14 protein-coding genes are annotated in these 12842 nt (G+C 56.8%); 8 read left to right on the top strand and 6 right to left on the bottom strand.

Features of this window, described 5'->3' with window-relative positions:
* Window positions 1-169: 169 nt before the first annotated feature.
* Together VFE46_17700 and leuA are read left to right on the top strand one after the other, a co-directional pair.
* Window positions 170-460: a hypothetical protein gene (locus VFE46_17700; GenBank protein HZZ29835.1), complete on the top strand. Its 291-nt coding sequence runs from the start codon at window positions 170-172 to the stop codon at window positions 458-460.
* 336 nt (window positions 461-796) lie between these two features.
* Complete coding sequence (gene leuA, locus VFE46_17695; protein ID HZZ29834.1) at window positions 797-2452, top strand: 2-isopropylmalate synthase; 1656 nt, start codon at window positions 797-799, stop codon at window positions 2450-2452.
* A gap of 390 nt (window positions 2453-2842) precedes the next feature.
* Here the strand turns inward: leuA and VFE46_17690 are convergent, their stop codons facing one another.
* Together VFE46_17690 and VFE46_17685 are read right to left on the bottom strand one after the other, a co-directional pair.
* The gene (locus VFE46_17690) at window positions 2843-4600 is read right to left on the bottom strand and encodes an ABC-F family ATP-binding cassette domain-containing protein (protein HZZ29833.1); all 1758 of its coding nucleotides are present in this window, start codon (window positions 4598-4600) and stop codon (window positions 2843-2845) included.
* 210 nt (window positions 4601-4810) lie between these two features.
* Window positions 4811-5140, bottom strand: a complete 330-nt coding sequence (locus tag VFE46_17685; GenBank protein HZZ29832.1) for a hypothetical protein — start codon at window positions 5138-5140, stop codon at window positions 4811-4813.
* A gap of 123 nt (window positions 5141-5263) precedes the next feature.
* On the opposite strand from VFE46_17685, the gene VFE46_17680 reads away from it, so the two are divergent.
* The gene (locus tag VFE46_17680) at window positions 5264-5608 is read left to right on the top strand and encodes a hypothetical protein (protein HZZ29831.1); all 345 of its coding nucleotides are present in this window, start codon (window positions 5264-5266) and stop codon (window positions 5606-5608) included.
* 54 nt (window positions 5609-5662) lie between these two features.
* Here the strand turns inward: VFE46_17680 and VFE46_17675 are convergent, their stop codons facing one another.
* Window positions 5663-6121, bottom strand: coding sequence for a hypothetical protein (locus VFE46_17675; protein HZZ29830.1), 459 nt, complete (start codon window positions 6119-6121; stop codon window positions 5663-5665).
* Between the two features lie 257 nt (window positions 6122-6378).
* Between VFE46_17675 and rpsU the strand changes: the two genes are divergently transcribed.
* Window positions 6379-6573, top strand: a complete 195-nt coding sequence (gene rpsU, locus VFE46_17670) for a 30S ribosomal protein S21 (protein ID HZZ29829.1) — start codon at window positions 6379-6381, stop codon at window positions 6571-6573.
* Window positions 6574-6836: 263 nt separating this feature from the next.
* Here rpsU and VFE46_17665 read toward each other — a convergent pair whose 3' ends face one another.
* The 3 genes from VFE46_17665 to VFE46_17655 form a co-directional block, all read right to left on the bottom strand.
* Window positions 6837-8543 (bottom strand): Lpg1974 family pore-forming outer membrane protein, encoded by a 1707-nt coding sequence (locus tag VFE46_17665; protein HZZ29828.1) that lies wholly within the window; start codon window positions 8541-8543, stop codon window positions 6837-6839.
* A 246-nt stretch (window positions 8544-8789) separates the two neighbouring features.
* Entirely contained in the window at window positions 8790-9062 is a 273-nt protein-coding gene (locus VFE46_17660) for a hypothetical protein (protein ID HZZ29827.1), read from the bottom strand.
* The gene (locus VFE46_17655) at window positions 9059-10267 is read right to left on the bottom strand and encodes a ribonuclease D (protein HZZ29826.1); all 1209 of its coding nucleotides are present in this window, start codon (window positions 10265-10267) and stop codon (window positions 9059-9061) included. The genes VFE46_17660 and VFE46_17655 overlap by 4 nt, the downstream gene beginning before the upstream one ends.
* A 92-nt stretch (window positions 10268-10359) precedes the next feature.
* Here VFE46_17655 and VFE46_17650 point away from each other — a divergent pair, with 92 nt between their 5' ends.
* From VFE46_17650 to VFE46_17635, 4 genes are all read left to right on the top strand, one after another.
* Complete coding sequence (locus tag VFE46_17650; protein ID HZZ29825.1) at window positions 10360-10902, top strand: hypothetical protein; 543 nt, start codon at window positions 10360-10362, stop codon at window positions 10900-10902.
* Between the two features lie 425 nt (window positions 10903-11327).
* Window positions 11328-11540 (top strand): hypothetical protein, encoded by a 213-nt coding sequence (locus VFE46_17645; GenBank protein ID HZZ29824.1) that lies wholly within the window; start codon window positions 11328-11330, stop codon window positions 11538-11540.
* Window positions 11541-11711: 171 nt separating this feature from the next.
* Entirely contained in the window at window positions 11712-12014 is a 303-nt protein-coding gene (locus VFE46_17640; protein HZZ29823.1) for a polyhydroxyalkanoic acid system family protein, read from the top strand.
* A gap of 281 nt (window positions 12015-12295) precedes the next feature.
* Window positions 12296-12493: a hypothetical protein gene (locus VFE46_17635; GenBank protein ID HZZ29822.1), complete on the top strand. Its 198-nt coding sequence runs from the start codon at window positions 12296-12298 to the stop codon at window positions 12491-12493.
* Window positions 12494-12842: the final 349 nt, after the last annotated feature.

Genomic DNA, 12842 nt, shown 5'->3' with positions numbered 1-12842 from the left:
ATCGCGCTGGTTATCGGCGTACTGATTTATCACCGCAAGCCAAAAAATTGGTTTTGGTAACCCCATGCAGCTCCGCTTTGCAATCGGCTCAGATGTGTTATCCCCCGGTAAAACCGGGGGCTAAGGAACGTTCGTGCTTTTCCTGGCGTCCTTATAAAACATATCCAACATGCGCGAAACTTCTACAAACCGTGGCCGCGGGTTTCGCTTCCGTTTGCGAACCTTAATGGCGCTGGTTGTAATCGCGGCCATCATTTGCGTGATCGCAGCGCCGTGGGTGCATCATTTATTTTCGCCCAAGCCGATGTCTGACTTCGATGCTTTGATCGATAAAATTACCAAGACGATTGGCCCCATTGATCAGGACACCCCGTTATCGTTGAAAAGCGCAGGCGGCCAAAAAGTGCATGCTTCAATGTCCACCAAACCGCCCAACGCTTCCGATGGCGGCTCGTTTTAACCGCCTCGCTCGCGCATCGCGGCTAAATGGTGGGTGGCTCAACGGCCGGCGATGCCATCGCCGGCTTGATGCGCAGTCCACAAAGCCGGCCCGGGCATGCCCGGGCCGGACCTGGCAGAGCTACATCTCAATGACCAAAAAGCAACCTGAATATTGGTCATTGGTGCTTGGATCATTTCATCATTGGCCATGCTGTGGGCTCGGCGGTACTCGACCCCAGCCACCCGAGAACGTGAAAATGCGAGTGAAAGTGCTCCCCACAACGCCTTGATCCTCAGGCATTGTCAGATAGGGTTGAGACAGTGTAGGAAGAAAGTTCTTTGCAAAAGAGTAAATATGAACTCACCAATTGATAAGTACCGTCCGTTTCCCACCATTCATCTGCCCGACCGGCAGTGGCCCAACCGTACGCTCCAGAAGGCGCCTCAATGGTGCAGTGTGGATCTCCGAGATGGCAATCAAGCCTTGGCTCAGCCGATGAACGTTTCCCAGAAATTGGAGATGTTCGATGCATTGGTTCGTTGCGGGTTCAAAGAGATTGAGGTGGGTTTTCCAGCGGCCTCGAACACCGAGTTTGAGTTCGTCCGTCGGCTAATCGAGGACGAACGCATTCCTGATGATGTCACCATGCAAGTTCTCGTGCAGGCACGGGAAGACCTGATCGAACCCACGATGCAGGCACTGGTGGGAGCCAAACGGGTGATCATCCATCTGTACAACTCCACCTCACCTGCACAACGGCGTGTCGTCTTCGGCCTGGAGAAGGACGACATCGTGAAGATCGCCACGCGGGGCACGCAGTTGATTAAGGAGAAGTCAAGGCACTTGGCCGGTACTGAAGTGATATTTCAGTATTCGCCCGAAAGTTTCTCCGCAACCGAAGTCGAATTCTCGCTGGAAATCTGTGAAGCCGTCATGGATGTTTGGGGGCCAACCCCGGAGTCTCCTATCATCCTCAACCTGCCTGAGACGGTCGAGGTGGCGATGCCCAATGTCTACGCTGACCAGATTGAATGGTTTTGTCGCAACTTAAAGCGACGGGATTGTGCAGTCATCAGCGTCCATACTCACAACGACCGAGGTACAGGTGTGGCCGCAACGGAGCTCGGACTACTTGCTGGTGCTGAGCGAGTCGAAGGTACGTTGTTTGGCAACGGAGAGCGTACGGGCAACCTCGACATTATCACAGTGGCTTTGAATCTCCACATGCACGGCATCGATTGTGGTCTTGATTTCGCCGACCTCAGCGTTGTTGAGGAAGTTTACGAACGCTGCACGGGCATGAGCGTTGATCCTCGTCATCCGTATGCGGGCGAGCTCGTGTTCACTGCGTTTAGCGGTTCACACCAAGACGCCATTAAGAAAGCACTGACTGAATGGAAGCAGCGTGAAGGCAAGGCTCACTGGGATGTCCCTTACCTCGCCATCGATCCCCATGACATCGGTCGCACTTACAGTGAAGTCATTCGGGTCAACAGTCAGTCGGGTAAAGGCGGAGTGGCCTACCTCTTGGAGAGCAAGTTTGGCATCGATCTGCCGAAGGAGATGCAACGGGAATTCGGACCGATTGCCAATGCCGCAGTGGATAGTCTGGGTCGTGAAGTCAGTGCAGAGGAGTTGAAGTCTTTGTTCAGGCGGGAGTATATCCAGCGCCAAGAGCCTTACGCACTCAAGCACTTCCACTCCGGCGACACGGATGGTGTTGCTCACTGTCAGGCACACATTACTCGTAACAACCAGCAACTGGAGGTCTCTGGCACAGGGAACGGACCTATTGCAGCATTTGTCAGTGCGTTGCAAAACGCTGGAGTTCAAGCTTTTGAGATCTGTGACTATCGTGAGCAAGCAATGGGCCGTGGTGCGGAAGCCAGCGCCATTGCCTACATCTGCATCCGTACCTCTGACGGTAAAACACGATGGGGTGCAGGAGTTGACACCAGCATCGAGCTGGCGTCGATAAAAGCAGTCCTCAGTGCTCTCAATAGGTTGTAAAATGTTCCTTGGTTCTTTGCGTCTGAGACTGGTCATCAAACCACCATTGCGCCCGGTTCGGAAACGGGTGCACCGAGAAACACAAAAAGCGTAAGGGAGTAATCCGGCTTCCCATCACCGGACGCCGGCTGGAATAGTTCTAACGGTGTTTTGTCGCCCCGACTTGACGGGCGCAAGGTCCTTTGGCGAAAACGTCGAAGGACTTTTGTAATTAGCGATTCTCAAAAACTCATTCATGCGTAAGACAGGCCAAGAACGGATGTCTACGCACTAGGCACAATCCTCTACGAACTCCTAGCCGGCAGCACGCCGATCTTACCGCGCCAGTAGCGCTCGGAACCTTTCGAGTTAAGAATGTGCTGATCGACGGCACGTACGCCAATTAGTCCATTACGCTTCCTCCTGTTCTTGAAGCTGGAACCAGCGCTGTTCGGCATTTTTAAGCTGGTCAGCCAGATCGGTCTGCTCGTGATGCAATCGCAGTGCTTCGGCGGGATCGGTGGCGGCCAATAACTGATCGTGTACGGTTTTCTTTTGCACTTCCAGACGAGAAATCGTTTTTTCCAGGGCGGCCATATCTTTGCGCAACTGCCGATCGTCGCGCACAGTGCGCGGGGTGGCTTTCACCCCCGGGCGGAGCCCGGGGCTAAGGGCTTCGGCGGCGTCGATTTCCTGATTGATCGAGTACAAATAGGCTTCGTAATTGCCCCGGTAATTCACTACGCGGCCGTCGCGGACTTCCACAATGGACGTGGCCACCCGCTTGAGAAAGTGCCGATCGTGGCTGGTGAAAATGACCGTGCCACGATAGTCGATGAGCGCCCGAGCCAGTGCGTCGACCGTATCGACATCGAGATGGTTGCCTGGCTCGTCCAACAGCAGCACGTTGTAATTGCCCAAGAGCAGGCCAGCCAAGCACAGCCGGGCGCGCTCGCCGCCGGACAAAACCGAAATGCGTTTTTCCACGTGCTCGCCGCGGAACAGCAACGCGCCGGCCAGATCCAGAATTTCTTGCGCCTTGGTTCCCCGCGCGGCGGAGCGCTCCAAATACTCCAGCACGGTTTGCTCCTCCGGCAAGCTGGTGTAAACGTGCTGGGCGTAAATGCCGAGCTGGCAGCCGTAGCCCCAGCGCACTTCGCCCGCCAGAGGCGGCAACGAATCGACGACGGTGCGCAGAAATGTGGTTTTGCCCTGGCCGTTGTCTCCCACCACGGCGGCGCGCGCGCCGTGATCGATTTCCAAATCGATGCCATCGGCAACCGTTCGCTCCGCATAACCGATGGCCAATTGCCGGCAGCGCAGGGCCGGGCCTTTGCGCGGCTCAACCTGCGGAGCGTGGATGTTGGCCGTGGGCTCGTCGGCAGCAGTTTCGATCAGCTCCAATCTTTCCAGCTGCTTGCTTTTGGATCGGGCGCGGGAGGCGGTGCTGGCCCGGGCTTTGTTTTTGGCGATGAACTCTTCCAAATGCCGCCGCTTGGCCAGGAGCGCGGCATTGGTGCGCTCTTCGTGTTCGCGCTGCTGCTGTTGGTGTTCCAGAAACGCGTCGATTTTGCCCGGGAACATCGTGAGCTTGCCACGGGTTAAATCGAGCGTGTGATCGCAGGTGGCGGCCAGGAATGCACGGTCGTGCGAAACCACCAGGCAGGCCTCGCGATGATTTTTCAAAAAATGCTCCAGCAAAATTTGGGTGCGCAAGTCGAGAAAGTTGGTCGGCTCGTCGAGCAGCAGCAAATTCGGATCGTGCAACAGCAGCTCCGCCAACTTCAAGCGCGTTTGCCAACCGCCGGAAAGCTTGGCGACGGGACCGGTAAGCGCCTCGCCTTTTAGCTCAAACTCGCCGGCCACTTCGCCGCATTTCCAATCGGGCTGGCTGCTGGAACGCATCAAAAATTCCAGGCCGGTTTCGCCGGGAAGAAACGGATCGTGCTGACGCAAATATCCCAACTGTAATTTGGGATGGCGAACGATATCGCCCCGATCGAGCTCTTCTTCTCCCAGCAGAATGCGGAGCAGCGTGCTTTTGCCTGCGCCGTTGCGGCCCACGAAGCCAACTTTGGCGTCGTCGATGATGGTGGCCTCGGCGCCGTCCAGCAGCACTTGATGGCCGTAACTTTTGTGGGCGTTTTTAATTTGCAGCAGCACGGCCATAAGCAGATTACATCATCCAGAGAATTTAGTAGTGTGTCAGTTTGTTTTATTCGGGTGGCTGTGGTCGAACGGCAGGGTGGCTGGGGTCGACCGAAGGGAGCCCCCAGCGGGCAGCATTCCGGGGGCTCGGCGGCACTCGACCCCGGCCACCCGATAGGCGGCACTCGACCCCGACCACCCGATGCAGTTCACTTCAAAATGCATCACTACCTACGCCAGCGCATACTGGTCTCGGCCGGCGCGCTTCAGCTTGCCTTGTTCCACGAGCGCTTCCCACACGGCGGTGGAATACTGGTTGGGGGGCTGAATGCCGATAATGGTCGATTTTTGCCCGGAGCTCATTGGGCCGCGCCCAATGCGCGATTCTTGATCCAGCTTGGTGAACTTCCAGCGTTTTTTGAACGCGATGTAAGCGGCCTTCAGTTCTTCCTTGGATGGCTGCGGCACGGCCGAGGGCGGGCTGGCGGCGGGCGGCGGTGTGTGCGGGCTATCCTGGGGCTGCGTGGCGGTGGAAAGTGGATGGGAATGATCTTCAGTCACGGCAACGGCTCCTTCAAAGCGCGGCGGTTGATGGCTCACTTCAGATTACCGTGATATAAAACGGGAAGCAACCGGTGGGCGGTGGACATTGGCGGAAGTTCCTCGACAGCGGAAAGGAAAAACATGCCGCACGGCTTTTTTACGATTGAACAATGGAAACGCCCGCGCGCGGGCCAACCGCCGCAGTGGCAGCCGGTGTTTCAGTTGGATGCGTATCAATCGCTCACCAAGGCCATGCAACAACTCCAGCAGCGCGGCGAGCCGGGCTTGTTCCGCGTGGTGCAAATGCAGCGCTGTATTTGGGCCGAAATGGAAAACGGCGAATTGAAATTACACGGATCGCACGCTTCCACTCCCGAAAGCTTGGCGCGGCTGGCGAAATTGTTCGACGAGGAAGGAGGCCGCCGGCCGGTGGAAAAAGCAAGATTGGCGCGCCAGAAAGCAAAGGCCGCCCGAAAAAAGAAATGAGCCGCGGAATGACGGTGCATGCAGCGGCCGGTCTGCAGGCACGGTTAGAAACCGTTAACCCTGGCCGCCGACATCGCGCTGGAAGGCTTCCTGCATGAGATCTGCCTCGCGGCGGTGATGATCGTCCAGCTTAACCAATAACTCTTCCATCTCTTTGCAGGTGGCCTCGACCTTCGGTTTGTCCTCGGCGGACAAATGCTCCAGTCGCAGCACCAGCCGATGAAGCGTTTCCTCGAATTCGTCATGGTCGCGCAGCAAGGCCTGTACTTTTTCCGCTAGGGCCGGCATTTGATCGACGGCGCCGGCCATGTAGCCATCTTGCTCCTTCAGCGCCATCAGCCGTTCCAAATGGCGCTGGAACGATTGAGCAATGAACCGCAGGCTGGAAAGCTTGCGCGGCATCTCTTCTGCGGTGGGCTGCCAATCGAGCACGGTGCGCAGCGCGCCGATGATGTGGCGCAAGGCTTCGTGCTCCACGGCTGCCTGCTTCAGGTTTTGTTGATATTGCGACATGCTGGTATTTTCGTTCCCCGCGCTTTTCCGCCGCTCAACTCTACGTTACGTCACTATTTAACCTTATGACAGCGCCGGCGGGGTTGTCCAGGGTATGGAAAATGGCCGGCGCCAGTGGAATGCGGCAAACCACTGGGAAAACCCTGTAGACATTCCCCCGCAAGTCGGTGTACACTTTTATGTTTCGCCGAAGTTTGGTGCGGGGGTGCGTGCGCCCAACGTGTAAATCGTTTTGAGGTTTTAATAAAGGAGGAATCGTGGTCAAGCTTACGGTTCGGGATCGAGAATCGATTCAGGAAGCGGTGCGGCGCTTCCGCAAGCTCGTGGAACGCAGCGGCATTAAAAAGGAAATGCGCCGCCGGGAGTATTACGAAAAGCCAAGCGAAATTCGCCGCCGTGCGCGGTTGCGTGCGGAAAGACGAACCCGCCGCGTGAAGCCGGTGGGCGCTTGAGTTTCTGCTTCCTCAGCGGCAAAGTTTTTCTAATGCGTAGCCGCTTGATTCGCCATTGCTAAGCCGCACACGAAGATCGCCAAGTTTGGCCAGTGGATTTCTGCATTCACCGTGCGCAATAATCTGCATTCACCTGTGCGCAACAAAAAGCCCCGCCGGCGTTTTTCGGCGGGGCAATGAAATGACACGAACCATATTCAGTGGATTGGACTGCCGCCCAACTCTGTTTTGGGCTGCAGCGAATCAAATCGGGTTTGTTCCTGTTAGAAGCACACTTCCACGCGAGCAAAGAAGCCGTCGAAGCCCAGAACCGTGGCATTGGTGATGGGCTGAAAGTCGGTCACGTCCACATGCTCGAATTCGCCTAAATCCCACCAGGCCTGGAGCAGGTAACCGGCCGACATCCGCAGCCGATTGCTCACTTGCCAATCGCCGCCAAGTTCCATTTCCGCAACCGGAATAATGCGATCGTGGCTGTCGGTTAAGCTTTCGGTAATGGTGGTCACGCCGTCGGCATTCAACACCGGGATGGTCTCCGTTTGATCCATTTGCCCCAGCAGCAGCGAAAAGTTGGTGCGGGCAAACAGCGAAAACCGGTTGCCTGCGAAATACCGCCGCCCTTCAATTCCCACCCGCGGACCGGCTCCGATGAACGAAGCGTCAATAAAGCCGGCGACGGGTTCGTCGACAACTGGAGTGGCGGAGTTTTGAATGGTGTCGTCCGTACGATGCACGTCGGCAATTCGCACGCCGGCGGAGTACTTCAACGTCCACACGGGGCAGCAGCGGCAAGGATTGCACGAGGAAGGATTGCCGCCGAAGCAGCAGCACTTGGAATAATCGATGTCGTACACGTTCATGTTCAGGCCGACCGTGTTCACCAGCGTGTCGCCAGGGTTGTTCGCCCGCAACATAAACTGCCCGCCGAAGGCGCTGGTGAGCGTGGGGGAAGCGACCAGGGTTCCGCCATCGTTCAAATTCCAGTAGTGGAAGTTGATTTCGTCGCCGCAATCGAAGCGGTAACCAAGAAACGCCCGCACGGAGCTTTGGTAATTATATTTCTGCTGGATGATGCGGTCGTTTTCGTTTCCGGTGATCGGATCGCCGGTAATTTGCACAAACGCCTGGGCGATGGCAAAGTCTGGCCGCACCAGCACGTAATCCGCGCCGGCGTACCATCCACAGCAACCGCACGGATTGAAGCAGCACGAATCACCGCAGCAACCGCCGCAGGAGTTTCCGCAGCCACCGCAACCGCCGCAGCTATCACAGGAATTACCACAGCCACCGCAGCCACAACTGTTACCACCGCAGCCATTACAGCAACCGTTCATGTTGCAACCGTTCATGCAATCGCTGTAGGCACTGCCGTATTCATTGGAGTTCATCGATTCCATGCCCGGGCCAATCATTTCCTGCGAGGTGGGGCTGGAAGTATCGGGCACGGGCATGCGATTCGTCATTCCGCTGGATGGCTGCGAATTCATGGCCCGGGTTGGCATACGCTGAGGCTGGGCTTGCACGGAGCGCGTGGGCTGCTGCGAAGAGCCCGAGTTGTCGCTTGCGTCGTCGGGAAGCTCCAATGCCGCCTGGTTGACGAAGGCGTGGCGCACTCCGCGATTGTAATTATTCAATGGCGCCGGCATGCTGGTCGGAATCGGGCTGGCGGTTTGGTAACCGTTGCGCGACGAAAGTTGGCCGGAACCATCGTCGGCGGTGGAAAAAATGGCGTGCGATACTTGATCGGCACTGCCACTAACTGGCGAGGCGGGCGCGGCGTTCACCGCCTGCAACGTGGCTTGCGCCGAGCCGTCATCGGACAATGTGTTTTGATTTGTCGAGCCGCCATAGCGCCGCAACATGGGCTCTAAGTCGTAATCGGAAACCGGCTGAGCAGCCCGGGCCAAAGCAGCAATAGTCGCCAGCCCTAAGCACAGGGCAGTGATACGCAGAAATTTAGCGCACGACATTCGAAGATCCCCCCTAGTTCATTCCCCTTGATTTCAACCGACCGGGTAAGCCCAGTCGCCGCCGCGGCATCCCTTCGGCCGGGCAGTTGCCGGAACCTGTGCGGATGGTGGCGGTTATCCGGAGCCAATCTCTCCGGCTTGGGAAGGTATCGGACGCCGTATTTCCGATACTTTCGGAATTTACGAAACAAACCGCATTTTCCGACCGACCGGCATATACAGAGAACTTTGCCCAGGCTCCGCGGCTTAACCCTGCCGCCGCGCCAGCCAGCCGAACAGAAAGCCCATCGCCACGCCGCCAGTGCAAGCGCCAGCAATGAGCTTGGATTCGCCGTAGTGAAAATCAATTTCGCTGCTGAGCACTCCCGCTACAAACAGCAGCAACGCCAGCGCGACAAAAAACACCGCGGCCGTCAGCCAGGTTAACCGGCGTCGAATGGCCATCAGTTGCAGTTCCATTTTCTGCAAATCGGGAGGCGCGGCCGACGGAGCTGCAGGGGAAGGAGATTCTGTATTCATGAGGATTTGTGTTGCACGGCAGGCGCAGCTTGGTTGGTCTTTTCGAACACCAGTGGATGATCGGAAAGTGGATCGGTAATGCGAATGCTGAGCTTGCCGGCCAGCAAGTCATCGATGAGCGTTCCCACCACTTCGGCCCGCCAACCGCAAGCCAAGGCCGCTGATTCGTCGTTGACAAAGCCCAAGCGAAACGCGATGAGATCGCGCACATCGCTGGCGGTGCCCACCAGCGCCGGAGCTAATCCCAGCGAGCGGCACAAGCTGGTCAGGGCGGTCGATAGAAATTGTCCCAGCACGTTAATTTGCTGCGGCACTTCTCGCCGTTCGCTTTGCGGCAAATCTTGCTGGGGAAGATCCAGCGCCAATTGAATATGCTCAGCAATTTTCGGCAACAACCGTTGTAATTCACTTCGCTCCAGTCCGCGCACGGCCCGAATTTGCCGCATTTCGGCCGTGCGGCGACGGGCCAGCTCCACCAGCAAATCGTCGCGCAGCACAAACTTCGCCGGTGTATCACGGCGCTGGGCTTCTCCTTCGCGCCAGCGCCACAATTCGCGCGCCACAGCCAGCGACCGGGGAGATAAACCCGAAATGCCCGACACCCGCCGCCACCGTTCCCGACTGCGGCTGGCAATCACCTCTTGCTGAAAGTCCTGCATTTCGGCGGCGAACCAGTCGGTGCGGTTGGTTTTATCGAGCCGAGCCAGCAGCTTATCGCGCAGCGGAATGAGATACCGTACGTCGTCCAGGGCATATTCCAACTGTTGCGCGCTCAGCGGTCGCCGCCGCCAATCGGTGCGGGTTTCTCCCTTCTGCGTGTTCACGCCCAGCAATCGCGACAGCAGCGTGCCGTAGCCGGAGGGAAATTCGTCGCTGATAAAACCGGCCGCAATTTGCACGTCGAATAAATTGGCCGGACATTGGTTGACGGCCTGCAGCGCGAAGCCTAGCTCTTCCCGTCCGGCGTGTACTATGGTTTGATGATTGGGCCGCGCTAGCACTTCCCAAAAGCGGGTCAGGTCGCCGGCGGATAAGGGATCGATTACGCTCAGCCCGGCGGGAGTGCAAATTTGCACCAAGCATAATTGCGAACGGTAAGTATGCTCGGAAACAAATTCGGTGTCGAAGGCAATGACCTCGGCCTGAGATAACTCATCGCACAGTGCCGCCAATTGTTGTTCGGTGGTAACTTGGTTGTACGACATCAGGTGGCGCGCGGCGCGAAGCGTGTTAAATTAACGGCTCGAGTTTTGGCGATCACTTTATTATTTTAATTTGCCATCACGGCAACGGGCTGATGGAAATTTGGTTGCATGCAAACCGCCGCGTTTTGTTGCTGGGCATGATACTGCCTGTGGTGCTGATTGCGGTAGGGCTAATCCCGGTTTTCGCTCTGGCAACCGAGACCGGGGCCTGGCTGCGAATCGTAGGGTGGATCACGGTGGCCGTGGGAACGCTGCTGTTGGGAAATATTTTCGTCCAATGGAAGTTGCCGCGGTTGGCGTATGCCGATGGCCAGCTGCACATTTACTTGCGCACCGGCCGGCCCATCGTCATTCCCGTGGAATACGTGGAATGTTTTTTTTGGGGTAGCGGAGCGGGCCAACTGCCAGGGCCCGATGGGCGCGAAATCCCCGTGCGCAATTTGGTGCTGCGCGTGGCCGAAAGAGCAAAAGATTTCCAACACCGCGAGGTCAAAGCCATGCTGGGGCGTTGGGACGACGGATACGTGACCATTCACGGCGCATGGTGCGAACCGCTGACGCTGGATGTGGTGCAGCGATTGAATGCGCGCCTAGCCCAGGCGCAGCAATTCAAAAAAGAATCGCCAAAAATATAATGCGGTTTTCCGTCATAAATAAAGTTTGAAGATGGACGCCATGCCACAGCTCCGTGTGGGCAGGAAAGTCATAGCAATTCATACATGGCCACTCAAAGGAGTGCCATGGCACACGTCCTAACCATGACGGTTATTGGATTTGTGGCAAAGGTTCACCCGAGCGTTACCGGAAGTGGAACTTCAAGTTGCGCACCGTGTTGCTGCCACTCAGCAATAATTAGGCCAAATGCTGTACGGTTGGCTGTGGATTTTTCGTCGCCGCTATGTCTTGGAAAAACTCCTTGACAGGTTTGTTATCAAGGCGAATACTGCGGGCTGCACCGTGCCGGGCAGAGGAAGTGCCCTGCGTGTTGGTCGCCGTTAACAGGATGTTCCAAGCGACGCGGCGACGCCAATCGCCTCCCTAGGGAAACAGGAGTCACGGCGTGCCAATCTCTGTGCTGGAAGCTGTTAAATTGGGCCTTTGGGATTACGAACCGCCCAAAGTGGAAGACGGCAAATATTCGTCGACACGAGCGTTGCCCGGCTCCAACGAAAAACTGGCGGTGCTGGCCGAGCGGTTGAAGCAAGGCTTGCCTCTGTGGCACCCCAGCGATCCGCGCAATTACGCCGAAGCCATCGGCGAGCTAGAAGATTGAATCGAGCCCGGCCAGCGGCAATCTCGACGGCGCCCAAAGCGAGGGCGGGGTGGACGCGCTGCACTCGCCGGGCGGCTGCACGCTTTTGGGCTCCTCTGTGCGCCTGCCGGGCAATTTGCTATGCTCGCGGGCGCCCAATTTCATCGTCGATCACAAGGCACTGGTGTTTTCATGCCGAGCTTAAAGCTCTCCTATCCGCATCAGTTGGGGCAAGCAGAAGCGGTTGCCCGATTGAAAAATCTCCTCACGAAAGTGAAGGACAAATACCAAGCTCAGGTTTCCGATTTGAAAGAAGCTTGGAACGGCAACACGCTGAATTTCAGCTTTAGCACGTACGGCTTCAAAGTGGCCGGCGACGTGATTGTGCAGCCCAGCGAAGTGCAGCTCGACGGGCAAATTCCGATCGCCGCCATGATGTTCAAGGGCAAAATCGAAAGCGCCATTCGCGATCAACTGGCCAAAGAGCTGGCGTGAAAGGCGGCAGGCGGCAGGCTGAAGGCAGAAGGCAGAGAGCAGAACGGCAACACAGTTACTGCGGGACAAGTCCAGCGGCTAAATCGGCCCGCAAGGTTTGCCCGATCTTCCTCTGTTCACGCTAGCATTTCTTCGCTGGCGGTTCCTGTTTTCAAATTGAAGCGATGGGAGCTTGAATTGCCGATGGTCAACAGTATTGCCACTTCTTTTACGGAGGGTTTGCTGTGGACTCCGCGACCGGTGTTGCTTGTGCGCCTGTGGTTTCTGCGTCTTTAGCTGTTATGGCTGTTGATTCTGCACCCATCGTTTCTGCGCCTGGGGTTTCCGCTCCGCAACCGGTCCAATTGCTCGTTGAATTGGAAGCCCAGCAGGACCGCTTGCTACGCGACCTGGACGACTTGAACCAGCAGATTGAACAAGCCATTGTCGTCGGTCAAATGAGCGTGCGCCGTCCGGCGGAAAATGCGGCCGCTTTCTAACTGTGGATTTAGATCGAAGTTGTTCGAGCATGTCTTACAAAGTGGAGCGGCGGTAGCCGGATGCTCACATTATCTGGGCTGGAAGACGTGGCCTTCGGGCTACGTTGAAAACGCTAAACAAATATGAAATGCGCACTAGAACCGGCAATCATCTGCCTAGTTGACTTTCAATCGGCAGCGCGCCAAAATCACGCTCTCGTTGGTTGCAGCGGACCGCAACCAAGTGCCAATCAACCGCTGACCGGCTAGTCGTTGTCGGGATGCGCTTTCTAATTCAACTGTTCGGGTTGAATTTCTCCACAGGAGAGTGGTTCTATGTCGCACAGTGCAAAACTGCAGCTATTGGTAG

The sequence above is a fragment of the Pirellulales bacterium genome (genome assembly GCA_035656635.1).
Lineage (GTDB): Bacteria > Planctomycetota > Planctomycetia > Pirellulales > JADZDJ01 > DATJYL01.
The sequence above is the reverse complement of the archived record's forward strand: the minus strand, read 5'-3'. Positions and strand labels throughout refer to the sequence as shown.

Coding starts and splice junctions, on each gene's coding strand:
- VFE46_17700 (HZZ29835.1), top strand. CDS start 170: ATGCGCGAAACTTCTACAAACCGTGGCCGCGGGTTTCGCTTCCGTTTG.
- leuA (HZZ29834.1), top strand. CDS start 797: ATGAACTCACCAATTGATAAGTACCGTCCGTTTCCCACCATTCATCTG.
- VFE46_17690 (HZZ29833.1), bottom strand. CDS start 4,600: ATGGCCGTGCTGCTGCAAATTAAAAACGCCCACAAAAGTTACGGCCAT.
- VFE46_17680 (HZZ29831.1), top strand. CDS start 5,264: ATGCCGCACGGCTTTTTTACGATTGAACAATGGAAACGCCCGCGCGCG.
- VFE46_17675 (HZZ29830.1), bottom strand. CDS start 6,121: ATGTCGCAATATCAACAAAACCTGAAGCAGGCAGCCGTGGAGCACGAA.
- VFE46_17665 (HZZ29828.1), bottom strand. CDS start 8,543: ATGTCGTGCGCTAAATTTCTGCGTATCACTGCCCTGTGCTTAGGGCTG.
- VFE46_17660 (HZZ29827.1), bottom strand. CDS start 9,062: ATGAATACAGAATCTCCTTCCCCTGCAGCTCCGTCGGCCGCGCCTCCC.
- VFE46_17655 (HZZ29826.1), bottom strand. CDS start 10,267: ATGTCGTACAACCAAGTTACCACCGAACAACAATTGGCGGCACTGTGC.
- VFE46_17650 (HZZ29825.1), top strand. CDS start 10,360: ATGGAAATTTGGTTGCATGCAAACCGCCGCGTTTTGTTGCTGGGCATG.
- VFE46_17640 (HZZ29823.1), top strand. CDS start 11,712: ATGCCGAGCTTAAAGCTCTCCTATCCGCATCAGTTGGGGCAAGCAGAA.
- VFE46_17635 (HZZ29822.1), top strand. CDS start 12,296: ATGGCTGTTGATTCTGCACCCATCGTTTCTGCGCCTGGGGTTTCCGCT.